Genomic DNA, 17985 nt, shown 5'->3' on the forward strand with positions numbered 1-17985 from the left:
CGCGGAAAATCTGAACGAACGTGCCGCTCAAGGCGAGCGACGTGGAGCCTGAGTGCGACCGGCCTCGACCGCGAGCTCATCCACGAAGTCGTTCATCGGGTGCCCGCTGTGGCCCTTCACCCAGCGGAACGTGACGTCCCCCCGGCTGTTCACCAGCTCGATGAACGGCTCCCACAGGTCGCGGTTGGCGACGGGCTTCTTCTGGCTGTTCAGCCAGCCGCGCTTGTGCCATCCCGCCCACCAGCGGTCCTTGAAGCAGTTCACCACGTAGGTCGAGTCGCTCACCACCTCGAGCGGGCCGCTCAGCGTCTTCACCGCTTCGAATGCCGCGCGGATTTCCATGCGCTGGTTGGTGGTGTGGCCTTCGCCGCCGGATGCGAAATGCTCACGGTCCGTTGCCCAGGCCCAGCCGCCCGGGCCGGGGTTCCCGCTGCAGGCGCCATCGGTGTACACGGTCGTCGTCACACGGGGGCTATAGCTGTTTGCACGGGAAATAGGGTGGAACTTCCGGCGGCTGGGGGCTGGAAAATCGTCCTGTTTGCGTTTTCTACTACGTGCGATAGTAGTTTGGAGTGAGCCGCATTCCGAAGTCTCCACCCCTCCACGGCGCCCGCCTGCGTCTGGATGAAGCGCGAGGCGGGGTCGAGTTGCGCCTTCACGAACTGGAGACCGCGGTGATGGAAGTGGTGTGGGCGGGTGCGGCGGCCGTCGCCGTCGCGGACGTTCAGCGCGCCCTCGAGCGGGAGCGCAGCATCGCCTACACCACCGTCATGACCACCCTCGTGCGGCTGCACGAGAAGGGCTTGCTCGAGCGTGAACGTGACGGCCGTCGCTACTTGTACCGCGCGCGAGTCTCGCGGGATGAGCTGTTGCGTCAGACGGCGCGCGAGGTGCTCGGCACGATTGATCTGGGGTCGGGACACCAAAGCCTCGCGCTGCTCGCGGAGAGTGTGGGCTCAGCGGATGCCTCGGAGCTCGACCACCTCGAGGCGTTGATCCGCGCGCGGCGCAAGGAGCTCGACTGTTGAGCGACGCCGCGTTTCCGTTGTTGGGCCCAGTGTTGGTGCTGGGTGTCGTGCTGCCCCTGTCGGCGGTTTGCGCGCGGCTCTTGCTATGGGCCCTGCGTCGCATTGAAGCTCGGTCTGCGACGGCGCTCACGAACGTGCGCTATTGGATCTTGGTCGGCTCGAGCGCCCTGCCCATCGTTTGGTTCGTTTCCGCGAGTATTCACCAAGCAGAGCCCAATCAGCCTCACGCGGTGTGTGCCATCGTGCATCACGCGGAACGCTGGTGCGCGGAGCCGGCCTTGTTTTCACTCGCGCTGTCCCTGGTCGTTGCGCTCTGGGCGCTGCCGCGGGTGCTGTTGGAGCGCCGCATGGTTGCTCGGGGCCAGGGTCCCGGAGCCCGCGTGACGGCGCTGATCGCTGGGAGCCCGAGCCTGCAGGATCTGCGCGGGCGGGTGCATCTCAGCGACGTGCGTGGGCCAGCTCTCGTCACCGTGGGACTCTTGAGGCCTCGGGTCGTGCTGCAGCGCGCGTTGCTCGACCAGCTGGATGATCCTGCGCTGGTGGCGGCGCTCGCTCACGAGGCGTCCCATGTGCGGCGGCGCGATCCGCTGCGTTACCTGCTCTTGTGGTGGGCCCTGGCGCTGAACCCGCTTGGGCGCTGGCTGCTCGGAGCGGAGCGCGCGCGCTGGGTGTTCGATCGGGAGTCCCGATGCGACCTGGAGGCGGTGCAAGGGGGCGCGTGTGGAGCTGCGCTGGCTCACGCGTTGGTGCTCGCCGCGCGCACCCCCGTCTCCCAGAGCTCAGCTGCACTGGGCTCTGGCTCCTTGGCGTTGATCAAGCTGCGCATTCGGCTGCTGCTCAACTACTCGGGTGAGCATAGTAGCTGCGCAACGCGCGAACTCCGGCTGCAGCGAGGCTTTGCTCTGGGCTTCTGCCTGCTGTGCGTCGCCATTGCGTTATTACCCCACGGATCCGGCACGCTGCCCCTCGACCTCGTCCACGAGGCGACCGAAGCCGCCGCCCGTCTGCTGTGAAGTGAAGGATTGGATGCCGTCCATGGATCGTCCCAGTGCTGGCTTAACTACTATCGTCAATAGTAATTCGTCGCCGCCCTTGCATGCTCGTTTGGGGGTGAGGCGCGGTGGGCGCCCGATTGTCTCTGCTGGTACGGCGCTGGTGCTCCTGCTCGCCTGTAACCCCGCTGCAGAACACGCGGGGCATGACGACCACGGCAGCGCAACGCACGGCAGCGCCGGGACGCACGGCAAAGGAGAAGCGCACCGCGAAGGAGAAGCGCACGGCGACGGAGAAAGCCACGGCGCTGCAGAGCCGCTCACCGTTCACCTGACGGGTGCTGCGGTGAAGCGCCTGGGAATCAAGAGCCAGGAGCTCACCAAGCGCGAACTGTTTCCTGACTCACGAATCCCTGCGGAAGTAGAAATTCAGCCGAGCGGAATCGCTCACGTGGCGTTGCTCGTGCCAGGGCGCTTCACCGACGTCAAGGTCAACATCGGCGACGAAGTGAAGCCGAAGGACCTGCTCGGGACAGTCGTCTCGAGCGACGCTTCGCGCGCACGCTCGGAACTCGGTCAGGCTTCGGCGCGGCTGAAGGCGGCCAAAACTACCCTCGCTCGGGAGCGCAAGCTCGCAGCGGCCGGCGTGAGCTCCGAGCAGGCGGTTGTCGACGCTGAGGCACGAGTCTCGGAACTCCAGGCTCAGACCCGCGGGTTGCGGCGCGAGCTCGGTGTCTTGAGCTCCGGTGGTGGCGGGCAGCTGCGTCTGACGGCGCCCATCGCTGGGGTGATCGTCGCGTTGCACGCGACGGTGGGTGAAAACGTCGGCACGGATGAGCCAGCATTCACCATCGCGGATCCCACGAAGGTCTGGGTGCGCGGCAACGTCCCTGAGCTCGAGCTCGAGCGCGTCAAGCTCGGGGCCAACGCGCGAGTGCGCCTCCACGCGCTGCCTGAGGTCGAGCTTGCGGGCAAGGTCACCTACGTCGCGCCGGCCCTCGACGAGACGACGCGCGCGCTGCCCATCCACGTTCAGCTCTCCGAACCGGATCCGCGGCTCAAGAGTGGGATGTTCGGCAGCATCGAGCTGGGCCTCGAATCTGCCGAGCGGGTCTGGGCGCTGCCAAGCCGCGCGGTAATCAACGTACAGGGCGAGACGGGTGTCTTCGTGGCGACCGCTGCGCCCACCGAGTTTCAGTTCCATGCGGTAGAGCTCGGAGCGCATGCTGGTGAGTACTACGAACTCATCCGCGGCCTGGAACCCAAGCACCGCGTGGTGGTGCAAGGTGCCTTCGCATTGAAGAGCGTGCTCCAAGCCGCAGAGCTTGGCGAAGGTCACGCCCACTGAGGCAACGGGCGACTCATGCGTGCTTTCCTAGAACTCTGTCTGCGCTACCGCCTTCTGGTCCTGGCCGGAGCGCTGCTGATCGCGGTGCTTGGTGTCCGCAGCGCCCGCGAGCTGCCCATCGACGCCGTTCCTGACATCACCAACGTGCAGGTGCAGATCCTCACCAATGCACCGGCGCTCGGGGCTGTAGACGTCGAACGCAGCATCACGTTCCCCGTTGAGTCAGCGATGAGCGGCCTGCCTGAGGTCGAAGAGATCCGCAGCATTTCGCGCTTTGGCCTCTCAGCCGTCACCGTGGTCTTTCGGGAAGGCACCGATCTGCTGCGCGCCCGGCAACTCGTGAGCGAGCGTCTGGTTGTTGCTCGGGAGACATTGCCTCCCGGAAGCGATACCGAGCTGGGTCCGCTGTCTACGGGCCTCGGCGAGGTGCTCCAGTTCGAGGTGCGCAGCGATCGACCTTGCAAGCAGGACGCGCCCGACACCGCAGCGTGCCACACGCCGATGGAGCTGCGGACCCTGCTCGATTGGTTCATCGCGCGGGAGCTGCGCTCGGTCCCCGGCGTGGTCGAGGTCAACTCCTTTGGCGGCGAGCTCAAGACCTATGAAGTGCAGGTGTTGCCCGAGCGCCTACGCGCGTTCGGAGTGAGCTTGAATCAGCTGTACGACGCCTTGGAGAACGACAACCGGAGCGCAGGCGGCGGGTATTTGGAGCACGCGGGTGAGCAGCTCTTGGTGCGTGGCGAGGCCCGCTTCGACTCCCTGACCAGCATCGGCGACGTGATCATCAAGAGCACCGCGCGTGGCGTTCCGGTGCGCGTGCGTGACGTCGCCAACGTGAAGCTCGCCCCGCGTATTCGTCAAGGCGCGGTCACTCGCGACGGGCGTGGGGAAGCGGTGACCGGCATCGTGATGATGCTGATCGGGGCGAACGGGCGGGAGGTGGTTCACGACGCCAGCGCACGCCTCGCAGCCCTCCAGCCGAGCCTACCGGAGGGCGTGCACATCGACGTCTTCTACGATCGCTCCGAGCTCGTCGAGCGCACCATCCGCACCGTCGCAACGAACCTCGCAGAGGGTGCGCTGTTCGTTACGGTGATCTTGTTCTTGCTGTTGGGCGGCGTGCGGGGCGGCGTCGTCGTGGCCCTGACGATCCCGTTTGCGCTCCTGGTGGCGTTCATCGGCATGCACGCTCTCGGGTTGAGCGGCAACCTGATGAGCCTTGGAGCGATCGACTTTGGCATCGTCGTCGACGGCTCGATCATCGTCGTCGAGAACGCGGTCGTGCACTTGGCCGCTGCCGCACGGGAACGCAAGGAGCCGCTCAGCTACCGTGAGGCGAGCCGCGTCGTGCTTGCTTCCACGCTACAGGTACGGCGCGCGGCGTTGTTTGGCGAGGCGATCATCGTGCTCGTGTACTTGCCGCTGCTCACCCTCGCAGGCGTCGAAGGCAAGATGTTCAAGCCGATGGCGCTCACGGTGCTGTTTGCGCTGGGCGGTGCCTTTCTGGCTTCGCTGACGTTCGTGCCCGTGCTCGCGGCGACCCTGCTCAAGAATCGCACGGAGCTGCGTGAGCCCCGCTTGGTGGCGTGGATACACCGACTCTACGCGCCGCTCCTCGAGCGCTGCCTGCGCCTGCCGCGCGCCCTCGCGTGCGCCTGCTTCATCCTCGTTGCGGGAGCGCTGTGGCTCGGCTCGCGACTAGGAGGGGAGTTCGTACCCCGACTCGATGAAGGCGCTCTGGCGATTCAAATCAGTCGCCTGCCAAGCGTTTCTTTGGAAGAGAGCATCGCCGGGGCCACGCGTTTCGAGCAGCTGCTGAGAGAGTTCCCCGAGGTGAAGACCGTGGTCACCAAGACAGGGCGGCCGGAGATCGCAACCGACCCCATGGGAGTCGAGCTGTCTGACGCGATCGTGATGCTGGAGCCCGAAGCCCAATGGACGACGGCGACTGATCGGGAAGGTCTGGTGACCGCTATCTCCGAGCGCCTCGAGCACGAGCTGCCCGGGATGAACTTCGCCTTCTCGCAGCCGATTGAGCTTCGGATGGCGGAGCTTTTGAGCGGCACGCGTTCGGACGTCGCAGTGACGATCTACGGTGACGATCTCGACACACTGCAGCGGCTGTCCCACTCGGTCCAGCAGGTCTTGCGCAAGGTGCCGGACGCTCGCGACGTGCGCGGCGAGCAGCTACAAGGCCTGCCTACTCTCGAAGTGGTTGCGAAGCGCGATATCGCGTCTCGCTATGGAATTTCCGGAGGGCAAATCATGGACGCCGTCGAGGCGATCGGCGGTCGCAACGTGGGGACGGTTTACGAAGGTGAGCGGCGCTTCGCGCTCCAAGTGCGAGTGCCTGAAGACTTGCGCAACGACCTCGACACCCTGCGTCTGCTACCGGTCGGCTCAGCGCCCGGCGCGCCGCTGGTGCCACTGGGACAGCTCGCGGATCTGCGCACTTCGGATTTGCCAGCGAGCGTGAGCCGCGAGTCGGTACAAAGGCGCACGAATGTGGAGGTGAACGTGGCGTCCCGAGATCTATCGGGCTTCGTCGAGCGCGCACGGCTAGCGGTCGACGCCCAGGTTCAGTTGCCTCCGGGATACACGGTGAGCTGGGGTGGTCAGTTCGAGAACTTGCAGCAGGCGCGGGAACGGCTGTCGTTCGCGGTGCCCGTGTGCCTCGCGTTGATCTTTCTGATGCTGTACGTGGCCTTTGGCGAAGTCCGCACGGCCCTGCTGATCTACTTGAATGTGCCGGTGGCCGCGGTGGGCGGCGTCGCAGCCCTGGCGCTTCGAGGAATGCCGCTCTCCATCAGCGCAGCGGTGGGATTCATCGCCTTGTTTGGCATTGCGGTGTTGAACGGCGTGGTTCTGCTCACCGACGTCAAGCGCCGTCGCAGCACCGGGCTCGACGCCGTGGATGCGGCGAAAGCGGCAGCGTTGAGTCGCATGCGAGCGGTGGTGATGACAGCGAGCGTCGCCGCGCTGGGGTTCCTGCCCATGGCCTTGAGCACCAGCGCCGGAGCGGAGGTTCAACGTCCCCTAGCGACGGTGGTGATTGGCGGGCTCTTCAGCGCGACGCTGCTCACGCTGTTCGTCTTGCCAACGCTGTACGGCTGGTTGTTCCGCGGGGTTTCACCGCGCCCTGAAGAGGCGGTTGACTGACTACTCGCGCGGCCTACCCTGGGCGATCCAGGTCTCGACGAGCTGGATTTCCTCGGCCTTGAGCGCGGGTAGGCTGAGGGGCATACCGCGCACCTCGGGGTTCGGCTTGCCAGCTTCTTCAGCCTGACGTGCCAGGAGCGCCGCGACGATGCGTGGGGTTCCGTCCTTCATGGGGGTGAACACGCTGGTGCGCTCACCCTGTTCGTCGACCATGCCGCTCATCAGCGATGAATAGCTCCCCATGTTGAGCTTGCGCGGCTTGAAGCCGAAGCCTCCGGTGTTCCCAGGGCCGCCGTCGCCGCGAGCCACGTCGGGGTTCGAGTGACAGTGGGTGCAGGTCTTGCCGAACACCTTGTCGAAGACTTCTTGATAGGTGACTGCGCGAGTCAACTTGGGCAGGCGCTCCGGGATGGGTTTGGGCTCGAAGGGGGTCAGCTCGGCCTTGAAGATGTACGCGGCGATGTCTCGCGCCTCATCGTTCGTGAGCGTCGTCACCGGCATGCGTGTGTCGGGCTTGATGCTCTTCGGATCTTTGATCCACGCAATCAGGTTCTCGACGGGGAACTTCTCTCGCGCCCAGCGCAGATCCGGCGCCAGCGCCTGACCTCGGCGCGTGTTTTCATCAGCAGCCTTCGGATCGGGCTTGGTCATGAAGGCCGGCACGCCGCTCATCACGTGGCAGCTGCCGCAGCCTTTCTCTTCGATCAGCTTGCGGCCCTTTTCCAGGTTGGCGCCGGCCAGAGGGTCCTTGCCGGACTCATTCTTTGCACCATGGGTGAGGTAAGCAGCGATGTCGGCAACCTGCTGCTTCTCGAGCTTGAGGCGCGGCATGCTCTGAACCAAGCCAGGGCGCAGGTCGTGGGGCTCCGACAGGAAGCTCACGAGCCATTCCGCGCGGTAGCGCTTGGCCGAGCCTTCGAACGAAGGGGCGTCTAGGTAGTGCTCGACGTTGGGCTTCCACTTCGCGAGGGACGTCGCGGGCGCGTTGAATTTGCCGCTCACGATGTCCTGGTGACAGTGGATGCAGTGTTTCTCGAGCGCCATCGGTTCTTGGCCGGTGCCATCGTGGCAGCGGTTGCACTCGAACTCTTTCATCAAGGCCTTGCCGTGTTCGGCGTTGCCGTTGATGCCCACCTTCGCGCTCGCGCCGCTGGCGGCTGCTGAAGCAGTGGCGCTGGGTTTGGCTTCCGGAGCGGGCTCGGTAGGCTTGTCGTCGCAGCCCACGATCAGGCTCAGGCTGAAGCCCAGTGCGCCTAACCCCCAAACCCAAATGGAGTGCTTGGATGTCATTGGGTTCAGGCTGGGGCGGCGAAGCAGTCGGGATTGCGTCACGGGATCGAATCCTAACGAGGAAGCAGAGCGGCGGGGTGAACTAGGATCTCGTAGCCAGATATGAGGCGGCCCACCGCCCCCTTGCGTCGAACCCGATAGACGCGGGGAGGGGACGGTGGGCCTCAGGAGATGTTTGGGCACGCGCGGCGCGCGTGAGTTGGATCAGCCGCGGGCGATGCTGGAGCAGAGCGCCTTGTCCTTCGCCATGCCTTCGCAGCGCTGCAGCGCGAGCTTGCTGCCGGCCTTGTCACCGCGCTCGCTCTTGAGTTGTGCCAGCGTCGCGTAGCCTTCGGGGCTGGCGATCAGGTCCTTGGCGGCGAGGCCATCGAGGATCTTGAAGGCTTCGTCCTGGGTCGAGTCCACGCGCGCCAGCACTTCGGCGAGCTCGGTTTGCGACTGGGGATCATCCTTCTTGGTGGAGGCCGTCTTGCGCAACACATCCGAGGCCCAGGCGAGGTTCGTCTGGCGATCCTCCGCTGTCTTGCCGAGCCAGGTGCCTTGGACGTTGGCGGGCAGCTGCTTGGCAGCGTCCAAGCGGCCATCGTTGCGGGCAACGCTCAGGGCGAGCACACGCATCGCGCGGTTCACCAGGGGCTTCTTTTCGCTCATCTTGAGCGACTTGATGTGGGGCATCATGCGCACGACGCTCGCGGCGGCGTCGGTGGACTTGCCTTGGTCCATTTGCTTTTCCGCGCGGGCAACACCAGGAACGCGCCAGTCGATCTGCTCTTCCACGATCGGCACCCAGGCACCGCCGCAGGCTTGGGCGTCGCTCGAGGTGGTGCCAGCAACACCGAAGGCGGCGGCGGCGAGGATCAGGGTCTTTGCGATCAGCTTGTGGGTGCGGTTCATGGTGTCTCCTCCTCAGTCGTGTTGGTCGGTGGCTTTGAAACGCGCGGGCTCGGTCAGAACTTTCAGTTGCTTCGGGTGAATCGAGTCCGCGAGTTGCTAGGTACGGATGAGCCTTCGTTTCGAGGTGCCGGGCTGTGACAGCGGTCGGCGCTTTTTGTTTCGAGGCTCGTGAGATTCTTTCGAGTGGTTCCGCTCGTGGCGGCGATGAACACCCCTCTTACAAGTCGTGTGCCGACTTTGGAGTCGCCCAAGCCGCGCCTCCGAAGCGCCGCGCGTTCCCCTAGAAAACCCGCGATGCGGGATTTTCTTGGGCAAAACGGGGGAGACGACTCCAGCCTCCGGCGTAACACCCGGGTTGCGCTGTGACGCGTGACGCTGCCCCCCTCGGGTCGCCAGCGTGTCTCTGCTCCCACGGCGCTGTGTCAGGGCGACGGGGTGTCGAGAGCCTACTGGACCAGCACCCAGTCGATGTCTCGCCGCACCTCGAGGTGCAGGTGATCCTGGTGGTGCCGATCGTAGTGCGGGCTCAAGAGCAAGTTGAAGAACCCGCCCCGAGCGACGCCACACACGAAGCGTCGCAAGTCGCGTGCGACGTCCGAGTGCGGCCATGGCGCAGACAGCGTGCAGGTGTTGTTGCCAATCCCCGCCCCTTCGTAGTCGCGCTTGATGTTCCAGGTGCGACCATCCGCGAGGATCAACTCGTTGACGTCGATGGCGACGCCCGCCGCATGGCGCTGCCCGGCGCGCCGCGCACGAACACCGCGGTAGACGCTGCTGTACCTCACGGCCACCACGTCGTGCTGGTTTGCGACGCCGGCGAAGTCATCCAGCGCGAGCAACAGCCGGCAGTCCATCACCGGGCCCGCGGCTCCGTGTTGCCTGGCGCGCTCCTGCTCTTGGCGCTGGTAGATGGAGAAGTGCTCGAAGCTCACGCCGCGGAGCGGCGCCTCAAGGGTCACTGGCGCTTCGATGCTCGGCGGCTTGGGGCCAGGAGCATAAGGCAAGCCGCGCTCATCGGCCTCCGTCAGGCACTCCTCATGAGTCATTTCCGCATAGATAAATGCGGGACGCCTGTCCTTGGGGAAGAACACGCGTTGGCCCTGAGGCGGCTGATCCGGATCGCTCAAGTCCGGCAGCGGCGCGCCTTGCTGCGCCCAGAGGCTCAGAAGCAGTGGCCAAACGACAGTCATGGGGAGGCGCCGAGAGTAGCTGGCGGGCGCTGGAACGCCAGCCGCGCGCCGCCACACACTGAATGGGTGCCCAGGCAGTGCAGCAAGAAGCGCTGGAACGTCGCGTCATTGGCGCATTTGTGGCCGATGCTTACTCGGTGTGGAAAACTTAGAAAGACTTGAATCAGTTACGCGCGCTCCGCTTGATCGCGCTGTTTGGCACCGCCCTGTTGGGCTTTGGATGTGAACAGCGAGAGGGCGCTCGTCACTCCGCAGGCGGAGAAGCCGCGGCTCCAAGCGCTGGCGCGGTACCAACCCAGCAAGCACAGGTCGCGCGGTCCCAAGGCGCCTCAAGCGAAACGATGGCCAAAGACCGTGCGGAAACGGGAAAGCCCGATGCAGTCTCCGCGGCGGCCTGTCAGCAGCGCATTCAAGCGCTCTCAGGCAAGCTCCAGCCAGCGCCGAATTCCGCCTTTGCGCGCAATCGGGCGCAGCTCTTGATGCGTACGAGTGGCGCGCCGAGCGCGTTCTACAGGGAGCCGAGAGCCGACGAATCGCGCTGGAAAGGCATCGCCAAGGTCGAGGTGATCCGCGCCTATCGCAAGCACCTCGAGACGGCGCGCTGGTCTGAACCGGCGCTGAAAGGCTTACTCTCACGCCTAGAGGGAGCGCGCCCGCTGCTCAGGGCGGTGCTGCTCACTGAGGGCTACCTGTACAGCTCGAATCCGGAGCTCGCGCGGGCACTGGAGCGAAATCTGACGTTGGAGATGCTGTTCGACGCGCCGCAGTTGGCGCTGGAGCGCGGAGGCGAACGCTTCGAGCTCGCGCGCAACCCCGCAGGTCATTACGAGCACCAAGGCGGCGCCTTCAAGGGGCAAGATGCCAAGCTCTTGTTTCTCGATCGTTTTCCCACGGAAGCGACAGGCGCAGCAAGTCACTTCGATCTGTCGAGCGCCCAGCAGAAGCTCGGCTTCGAAGCGGCTCGCATCCTTGAGACGACACCGGGGCACGTCGTGGCGGAGCTCGGGTACCGCAACGCGAGCGGTGAGCTAGCCTGGGAAAAGAGCCTGCTCGAAAGCGAAGGGCCGGCTTTGGACTTCGTGTGCGGCACCTCCGAGCAGAGCGAGACCACTGCTGCTCGTGAGCTGGCGCTGCGCCGAGTTGCCGTGTGGAATAGAGTTGAGCGGGTGATCCTGCGGCAAATCGCGGAGGAGTTGCCCTTCGACGAGCCAGACAACGAGTGGGGCCAACAAGACGGCTACCTGCGCCAGCGCTGGAGCGATGCGTATCTCTCCGGGGAAGAGCGCTACGACTTGAACTTCCACTACTACCCAGTGTTCACCGCGAGCGGGGCACCTCGCGCGCCGCAGGTGTGCATCGACTTCATCACTGAGACGCTGGAGCGCGCGTCGGGCACGCACTACCGGGGGCGGGGCGAGAAGCCCGGTCGCGTGGTAGGCAACTTGGACTTCGATCCGTTACTCGGCCAGCAACGGCGCAGCGTGCTGCCCTTCGTGGAGTACGCAAAGGGTACGCCGGGCCTGGAGGTCAAAGACTTCAGCGGCGGCCAGCGCGTGCCCTATCAGTTCCGCAGCAGCTTCTTCAAGCTACTGGAGCAGCGGGCAGAGCTTCGCCAAGGTGATATCGTGGTGATCCGCGGCTACGCGCCGTGGGATATGAACCACACGGAGCACAGCCACTCCTTCTTTATCTACCGCACGGATCCAATCACGGGAGTGCCCATCCGCCTGGTAGGCAACGCGGGGCACCCAGAGCTACGCGGTTGGGACCGCGAGATGGGGCGCGCGCCTCGGCGCAGCATTCGCCACCGCATCCGCCCGAGCCTCGAGTGGCTCGAGCGAATCACCCAGCCCGCTGCCAGGACGGCGCAGTCTGGGTGATACTTCCGCGAGGATTAGTAGGCGTTCAGGGGCACTGATCGGTGGACGGGCATCCGCTGCCGTCAGGGAACGGACAACAGATCCACACGCAATCCTTGGATCCGCCACCGCTCACCGTGACCACTGCGGCGCTCTCCTGGGTTGCGCCGCTTCCGCTCAGGGTGCCTTGCTCTCCTGAGCCGCTGTCGCCATCGGTGTTGTGCCACGGAGCGCTGCCCAGGATGAAGCCGCTCAGCGCCGTCGCGCTCAAGTTCACGGCACCCTCGCTGACGCACACCGTTTGCTCAGCCGCGCCCGACGCCGCGCCGCCATCGACCGAGACGGAGCACCAGCTCAGTACGTTCTTCACGGTCAGCTCAACGCCGGCGCACGCTGTTCCACCCGTGCCGCCGGTGCCTCCAGTGGTTGCACCTGCGGTGCCGCCAGTCGCTGCACCAGCCGAGCCGCCGGTGGCAGCGCCTGCTGAGCCTCCAGTGGTCGCGCCCGCCGAACCGCCTGTGCCGGCGGAACCACCCGTGGTTGCCCCCGCAGAGCCGCCGCTAGCGGAACTGCCGCCGTTGCCCCCAGAGCCGCCGCTAGCGGAGCTGCCGCCGTTGCCCGAGGAGCCGCCGTTGCCCGAAGAGCCGCCGTTCGTCGTGCCGGCGCTGCCCCCGTTACCGCCGCTCGAACCCTCGTCGTCGCTACAGCCGCCAAGCAGAAGCAGGGCAACCGAGACGCACCCAACCCAGTGAAGTCTTTGCATGCGTGGATGGTCGCGCTTGAGAGCGCGACCGTCTACGTTTCTTCATGGGTATTAACCCGGTTTAACCGCGGGCAAACGCGCCACGCCCAGTACCTGGCGCGACGCGTGTTGACTCGAGAGGCATGTCTTCGGGCTCAGGGTTCGCGGGGAGCCTTGAGATCCACGTCTTTCGCGTTCGGACCGAGTAGCGTGCCGCACATCGTCTTGCAGAGGTTGTCCGACGCCTTGCAGGAGCACTTGCCCTCGGCCTTGAGCTTGAGCTTCTCTTGCATTTCCTCCGTGGTGAATCGCGCCAAGCGCTCCACCCGGTCGAACTTCCACTTGTCGCGGATCTGGTGGGGCGTGAGCGGCTCGTTCGCCGCGCCGTCCGGGGCCGCGCAGCAGCGGAAGCCGAGGTAGTAGTAATAGAAGCCCTCGTCGTGGGTGTAGATCTTCGGCCGGCACTGGTTGCGCACGCCTTTGTACCAAGGCCCCCCAGTGTTCACGCTGGCGAACTTGTCCTCGAAGCCGCCGTGGGTGTGCTCGTTGGCCACCACCTCATCGTTGTTTGCCGGTAGGTCGGCGACGCCGTAGTCGCTGACGCACTCCGGCTGTGAGCCGGAGGGCACGCCCTTCCACAGCCGCGCGAGCTCCTTCGGGTCGCGCCTGGCGACCTTGCTCATGTCTGGGCCGTCCCACTTGTGGTCGCCGTTGCACTTCGTGGCGTCCCGCTTATAGCCGTACGGAAACGGCTTCATCTCGGGGCCTTCGCAGGCCATGGTCCACTCGCTCTCGGTGCACATGCGCTTGCCCATCGCTGCGCATTTGACCTGAGCCTGGTAGAAGTTGTTCATCACCTCAGGGCGTTCGCCCTTGACGTTGGGCCAGGAGTACATGTCGATGCAGAAGCGCTTCTTGATCTTGCTTCCGACGCAGGTGCTCTTGGGCTCGAACTCCTCGCACACCTTCTTCTTGTTCGACTTGTCGAACCAGCTCTTCAAGCACTTTTGCTCGACGTCGGTGCAGTAGTCACCCTCGACTAGCACCATCCCGTCAGCGCAGGCGCTGGGGCCTTGAGCCGCGCTCGCGTCGCTGCCCGCGTCCTCCACGGGGTGCAAGGTCGAGGCGTCGAACGCGCCGTTGTCCGTTTCCGCGCCGGCATCCCCTTCGGCGGGCGCCGTGTCGGTCGGGGCCGCGCTGGACGTCGTCGGGGGCGTCACTGGCTCCGGCGCCGCGCCGCTGCACGCCACGCCGGTGGCCAACGGCAGCACTACCATCAAGCCTGCTATCACTCGTCGCATGGCGCGGGCGTAGACGAACTCTCGGCGCTTGCCAAGGGGAGCGCATGGCGGCGGAGCGTTGACGCAGTCGAGTGAGACGCGCTGACAGCGGGAAAACTCAGCTTCGCGGCGGCTCGAGGCCTGCCTCACGCCGATAGCTGTGGCACTGCTTGCTGCCCTTTTCGAAGGTGCGACAGGTCGTGCCGCGCTCTGCGTAAATCGAGCAGGCGTGGGGGCTCTCCACAGTTCCCAGGTACACACACGCGCCGTCCGCTCTGGACGGAAACGCTTGCTGGCTGAAGTGACCTTCGACCAGGCTGTCGATCAAATCCTGCCGGCCTGTGTTGCGCCAGCGCACCAGGTCTTCAGGCGGCACCAGGATGTGCCCGGGACCCGCCATGCGGCAGCAGGCCGAGCACGCCAGGCAGTCGAGCTCTTCAGCGCCGAGCGCTTGAGAGTCAGACTCCCTCACTTGCGTCCTCGCAGCACGTAGAAGAAGTCTCGGGGTTCTGCCTTGCTGACGTAGCCGGTCTTGCGGTGCTTCATCTTGGGAAGCAGCGTTTCCGTGACCTGCATCTGGCCGTCCTTATCGCCGAACCAAAAGAAGCGGGTATACGACCAGTTGATGTCGAGCTGGGTAGCGTTCGGGACCCCAAGCACTTGCATGGCCTTCGCCATCAGCTCCGGCGTCTGCTCTTCGCCGACCGCGTAGTACAACGTCCCGCCGCCTGCGCTCACGCCGACCGCAGAGCGCCGGATCTCCATCTTGCCTTCGGCGCTCATGCCGTACTTGCGTTGCTTCCCGCTCGTGACGTTGGGGTTCACCTGGGACTCTTCCAGCAAACACCACGGTCCCTGGCGCCACGCGCGAAACCGCGCTTTTTCCGTGGAGATTTTGCTCCAGGTGCCGACGCGCACGTGACCGTCGTCGAGCAACGCCACAGTGCATAGCTCGTCCCGTGGAGGGAGCAGGTCGATCTCACCGAGGCCCATGCCGTGGCCTCCGTGTTTCGTCATGAAGCCGCCGTTGAAAATCGCAGCCAGGCGGGGCTGAACGGCTGCAGGCACGAGACCCGTGCGTTCGCTCTCCGGTAGCGCTTTCGTCTCAGGCTCCCGGGTCCCTGCGACCAAGTTTATTTCCGTACGGCTCAAGTCGATGGCGACTACGTTGACGAACGCAAAGCGCTTGAACAAGTGAGGTCGCAGGCTGGTGCGGAACATGATGGGCTTGCCATCCACTTCGCCACCCTCTGCCACCGCCTCCCACTTGCCGTCTCCCGGCTGCGCGCTGCGCTCGAAAGGTGGTGTGAAGTCTGCAGGTGGAAACGTCGCGCCCGCGAACGGATCAGCCGCCGCCGCTGGTTTTGCGCCCGCATCCGCTTCCCCAGTTTTCGGGGGTGAGGTGCTCTGCTTCTCTTCGGCGTTCGCTGAAGTCGCGCTGTTCACGGGTGCGCCGTTGACGGACGGCGACGTTGTGGGAACGGCACCGCTCGGTTCCGCAGTGTTTGCGCCGGCGCAAGCTGCGCACAGCGCGAGCGACGTGATGCTGAGAGCCCGCTTCATGGGACGCGGAGCATACTCAAGGAATTGCGAAGTCAAAGGCGACGCCCCGTGCTAATTCTTGAATTCGTGGGAGGAGCGGCGTTGGTGCAGCGATTGGGGCGCGCGGCGAGCCAGAACGCCGCCCTCGCCAGCGCTCCGCCGGGCCCGCTGGTGGTTCACGGCTACTCGGCGCCTGGGTTCATCCAGGTGCGCGACGCGCTGTGGCGCCAGCTGAAGCGAACGGGCGGCGGCGCGGCGGTGAGCGTCTTTTATCAGGGCGAGTGTGTCGTCGACATCTGGGGCGGCGTGCGGGATGAAACCGGCAGGCCCTGGGAGCGAGACACCCTGAGCGTGTCGTTCTCGACCACCAAAGGCGTAGCCTCCACTGCTCTCCACCTGCTCGTGGATCGCGGCTTGGTGGACTACGACGCGCCGGTTGCGCGCTACTGGCCCGAGTTTGCTCAGGCTGGCAAGGCGGCTATTACCGTGCGGCAACTGATGAGTCATCAGGCTGGGCTCTACGGGTTGAGCGAGCTAGCGGAGCGCGCGGAAGATTTGCTGGATTGGGAGCTGATGGTCGCGAGGCTCGCCGCTGCGGCGCCGGCGCACCGCCCAGGGTCTCACAGCGCCTATCACGCGCTGACGTACGGCTTCCTGGTGGGTGAAATCGTGCACAGGGTTTCGGGGCGTCCGCTCTCGGAGTTTATTCGCACCGAGCTTGCGGAGCCTCTCGGGCTCGACGGCTTGTACATTGGCGCGCCCGAGGAGGCGCTGTCGCGCGCCGCGCGGCTCATGCGCTTGCCTGGAGGCGAACGCGCAGCGGTGAGTCAGCGCTTGCCTGCGGAGGTGCGCCGTCGCCAGCGCGCGGAGAAGGCCAAGCGCCGTGAGCGCGTTGCTTGGCTGCTGGAGCGTGGCCTGCGCGCCGCTGGCGTGCCTGCGGACCTGACTCAGGCGCGCCGCGCGTTCATTACCCCGGGGATCGGTCGCCTCGACTTCAGTGATCCTCAGGTGTTGCGCGCGAGCATTCCAGCGGCCAACGGGCTGTTCACAGCTCGGTCGCTGGCGAAGCTGTATGCAGCGCTCGCCGGGGGTGGTCAGCTGGGTGACGTACGCCTGCTCTCCGAAGCGACTCTGCGCCGCGCCACCGAGGTGCAGACGTCAGGTTCGGATCGCGTCGTGCTCTTCCCGATGCGCTGGCGCCTTGGGTACCACTTCGTCGGCACCTCGCTCGGCGTGCCGAAGCACGCCTTTGGCCACTTCGGGTTCGGCGGTTCGGGCGCGTGGGCCGACCCAACGCGTAACCTGAGCTTCGCGATGGTGCTGAATAGCGGCGTCGGCACGCCGTTTGGCGATCTGCGCACCGTCTGGCTGAGCGGACAGGCGTTGCGCGGTGCCGATCGCGTGTATCGTGATCAGCGCCGCCGCTGATGTCCTGGTCTTCGTTCGTTGCTCCTCCCCCCCAAACCCTGCGCCTGCCAGAGGTGCAAGGGGCTCACTTCTGCGCTGGCGAAGTCCCGAGGCCACGGGCGCGGCGTTTTTGGCTCTTCTTGGCTTGGCTGGCGGTGTTGCCGATCGGGTGTAGTGGTCGGCCCGCAGAGGGGCCGGCGGACTTCGCTTCTCGGGTCGAACTTCCGGAGCTAGATATTGCCGCGCGGCAAGATAGTAGCGACTGCGTGGTCGAGACCCATGGCTCTCACCGTCACTGGGGACGGCCACTCGGTTTGAGCATTGGCGCGGGGGAAGTGCCCTTTGCTGAAGTGTTCAGGGTACCCGCTCGCGTGCACGTGCGCGATGACGGCACGGCGACGTTGCTGGTCGACGACGGCGTGTTGGCCTTGCGGGGTTACACCTCACTGAGTCAGCTCGAGCTCTTCCCGAACGAGCCGATCTTCGATCGCGCGATCTATCTCGCGCCCTCTGCCGTGTTGTCACCGCTCGGGCGGCGCGCGAACTTGCTCGAACTCGAGCATCGCATTCGAGGTCCGGTGCGGTTGCCTGGGGATCCGCCCCAGGAGCTCTCGCTCGTGTGCTCCCAGCTCAGCTTGAGTCAGGTGGAGTTCGACCCCAAGATTTCCGCAAAGCTATTGGGGCGGATCGGGTACGCCTACGCGCGGTCGGGGCAAACCCTGGACCTGTGGGGGAGTCCGGACGCGGGGAGCGGGATGAAGCTGCAGGTCTTCCTTCCCCAGGGTGAGTGGATCGAGCTTGCGGTGCATGATCACTCTGGCCGTGGAGCCACCGAGCGCTGGCGTGTGAGCTACCAACAAGGGACAGAGCTGATCGTTGGCTGGGTCTTGCGAAGCGACCTCGAGACATCGCCTCAGATGCTCGGTGTCGTTTCGTACGCGGCGGGGGTGCGCTTTTTGGTGCCGGAGTACGCTGGCAAGCAGCACTGCAAGCGCCCGCTCACGTTGGGAGTGCTTCACGACGGCGTTGCGCGGGCCGTTGGCTCGCTGCGTGCCGGCGCTTACTGGGACTTCGCTGATGCTGAAGACGCGGAGCGTTTAAAGCGTGAACCAGCGTTGCGTCGAATGATCCCGATCCGGTTGCCTCATGCCGTCTGGCTCAAGCTCGAGCCTGAGCACCAGCTCATCGTCCCGTCGAGCGAACTTGGGAAGTGCGACGAGGCAACGAAGTGAAGCTTCACTGCCTCGCGAGCGC

At 65.4% G+C, this 17985-nt stretch carries 15 protein-coding genes; 7 read left to right on the top strand and 8 right to left on the bottom strand.

What is annotated here, in order from left to right:
• Positions 1-27 precede the first annotated feature (27 nt).
• Positions 28-453 carry a ribonuclease HI gene (locus H6718_19100; protein ID MCB9587517.1) on the bottom strand — a complete coding sequence of 142 codons (426 nt, stop codon included), beginning with the start codon at positions 451-453 and terminating at the stop codon, positions 28-30.
• A gap of 224 nt (positions 454-677) precedes the next feature.
• Between H6718_19100 and H6718_19105 the strand changes: the two genes are divergently transcribed.
• The 4 genes from H6718_19105 (at position 678) to H6718_19120 (ending at position 6527) form a co-directional block, all read left to right on the top strand.
• Positions 678-1028 carry a BlaI/MecI/CopY family transcriptional regulator gene (locus H6718_19105; GenBank protein ID MCB9587518.1) on the top strand — a complete coding sequence of 117 codons (351 nt, stop codon included), beginning with the start codon at positions 678-680 and terminating at the stop codon, positions 1026-1028.
• Complete coding sequence (locus H6718_19110; protein MCB9587519.1) at positions 1025-2041, top strand: M48 family metalloprotease; 1017 nt, start codon at positions 1025-1027, stop codon at positions 2039-2041. The genes H6718_19105 and H6718_19110 overlap by 4 nt, the downstream gene beginning before the upstream one ends.
• A 97-nt stretch (positions 2042-2138) precedes the next feature.
• Entirely contained in the window at positions 2139-3368 is a 1230-nt protein-coding gene (locus H6718_19115) for an efflux RND transporter periplasmic adaptor subunit (protein ID MCB9587520.1), read from the top strand.
• A gap of 15 nt (positions 3369-3383) precedes the next feature.
• A complete protein-coding gene (locus H6718_19120; protein ID MCB9587521.1) occupies positions 3384-6527 on the top strand; it encodes an efflux RND transporter permease subunit in 3144 nt (1047 codons plus the stop codon).
• Here H6718_19120 and H6718_19125 read toward each other — a convergent pair whose 3' ends face one another.
• The 3 genes from H6718_19125 to H6718_19135 form a co-directional block, all read right to left on the bottom strand.
• Positions 6528-7622, bottom strand: a complete 1095-nt coding sequence (locus tag H6718_19125) for a c-type cytochrome (GenBank protein MCB9587522.1) — start codon at positions 7620-7622, stop codon at positions 6528-6530.
• 399 nt (positions 7623-8021) lie between these two features.
• Entirely contained in the window at positions 8022-8711 is a 690-nt protein-coding gene (locus tag H6718_19130; protein ID MCB9587523.1) for a hypothetical protein, read from the bottom strand.
• Positions 8712-9157: 446 nt separating this feature from the next.
• Positions 9158-9901: an extensin family protein gene (locus H6718_19135; protein MCB9587524.1), complete on the bottom strand. Its 744-nt coding sequence runs from the start codon at positions 9899-9901 to the stop codon at positions 9158-9160.
• Between the two features lie 158 nt (positions 9902-10059).
• Here H6718_19135 and H6718_19140 point away from each other — a divergent pair, with 158 nt between their 5' ends.
• On the top strand, positions 10060-11781 hold the full coding sequence (locus H6718_19140) for a hypothetical protein (protein MCB9587525.1): 1722 nt from the start codon (positions 10060-10062) through the stop codon (positions 11779-11781).
• Between the two features lie 25 nt (positions 11782-11806).
• Here the strand turns inward: H6718_19140 and H6718_19145 are convergent, their stop codons facing one another.
• From H6718_19145 to H6718_19160, 4 genes are all read right to left on the bottom strand, one after another.
• The gene (locus H6718_19145; protein ID MCB9587526.1) at positions 11807-12523 is read right to left on the bottom strand and encodes a hypothetical protein; all 717 of its coding nucleotides are present in this window, start codon (positions 12521-12523) and stop codon (positions 11807-11809) included.
• Between the two features lie 134 nt (positions 12524-12657).
• Positions 12658-13803: an SUMF1/EgtB/PvdO family nonheme iron enzyme gene (locus H6718_19150; GenBank protein MCB9587527.1), complete on the bottom strand. Its 1146-nt coding sequence runs from the start codon at positions 13801-13803 to the stop codon at positions 12658-12660.
• A gap of 97 nt (positions 13804-13900) precedes the next feature.
• On the bottom strand, positions 13901-14254 hold the full coding sequence (locus H6718_19155) for a YkgJ family cysteine cluster protein (GenBank protein ID MCB9587528.1): 354 nt from the start codon (positions 14252-14254) through the stop codon (positions 13901-13903).
• Positions 14251-15345: a hypothetical protein gene (locus H6718_19160; protein ID MCB9587529.1), complete on the bottom strand. Its 1095-nt coding sequence runs from the start codon at positions 15343-15345 to the stop codon at positions 14251-14253. The genes H6718_19155 and H6718_19160 overlap by 4 nt, the downstream gene beginning before the upstream one ends.
• Positions 15346-15438: 93 nt before the next feature.
• Here H6718_19160 and H6718_19165 point away from each other — a divergent pair, with 93 nt between their 5' ends.
• The gene (locus tag H6718_19165) at positions 15439-16752 is read left to right on the top strand and encodes a beta-lactamase family protein (GenBank protein MCB9587530.1); all 1314 of its coding nucleotides are present in this window, start codon (positions 15439-15441) and stop codon (positions 16750-16752) included.
• A complete protein-coding gene (locus H6718_19170) occupies positions 16752-17963 on the top strand; it encodes a hypothetical protein (protein ID MCB9587531.1) in 1212 nt (403 codons plus the stop codon). Before H6718_19165 ends, H6718_19170 begins: the two co-directional genes overlap by 1 nt.
• The last annotated feature ends 22 nt before the right edge of the window (positions 17964-17985 follow it).

The sequence above is a fragment of the Polyangiaceae bacterium genome (assembly GCA_020633205.1).
Classification (GTDB): Bacteria; Myxococcota_A; Polyangia; order Polyangiales; family Polyangiaceae; genus JAHBVY01.

Coding starts and splice junctions, on each gene's coding strand:
- H6718_19105 (MCB9587518.1), top strand. CDS start 678: ATGGAAGTGGTGTGGGCGGGTGCGGCGGCCGTCGCCGTCGCGGACGTT.
- H6718_19120 (MCB9587521.1), top strand. CDS start 3,384: ATGCGTGCTTTCCTAGAACTCTGTCTGCGCTACCGCCTTCTGGTCCTG.
- H6718_19125 (MCB9587522.1), bottom strand. CDS start 7,622: ATGAAAGAGTTCGAGTGCAACCGCTGCCACGATGGCACCGGCCAAGAA.
- H6718_19130 (MCB9587523.1), bottom strand. CDS start 8,711: ATGAACCGCACCCACAAGCTGATCGCAAAGACCCTGATCCTCGCCGCC.
- H6718_19135 (MCB9587524.1), bottom strand. CDS start 9,901: ATGACTGTCGTTTGGCCACTGCTTCTGAGCCTCTGGGCGCAGCAAGGC.
- H6718_19145 (MCB9587526.1), bottom strand. CDS start 12,523: ATGCAAAGACTTCACTGGGTTGGGTGCGTCTCGGTTGCCCTGCTTCTG.
- H6718_19150 (MCB9587527.1), bottom strand. CDS start 13,803: ATGCGACGAGTGATAGCAGGCTTGATGGTAGTGCTGCCGTTGGCCACC.
- H6718_19160 (MCB9587529.1), bottom strand. CDS start 15,345: ATGAAGCGGGCTCTCAGCATCACGTCGCTCGCGCTGTGCGCAGCTTGC.
- H6718_19170 (MCB9587531.1), top strand. CDS start 16,752: ATGTCCTGGTCTTCGTTCGTTGCTCCTCCCCCCCAAACCCTGCGCCTG.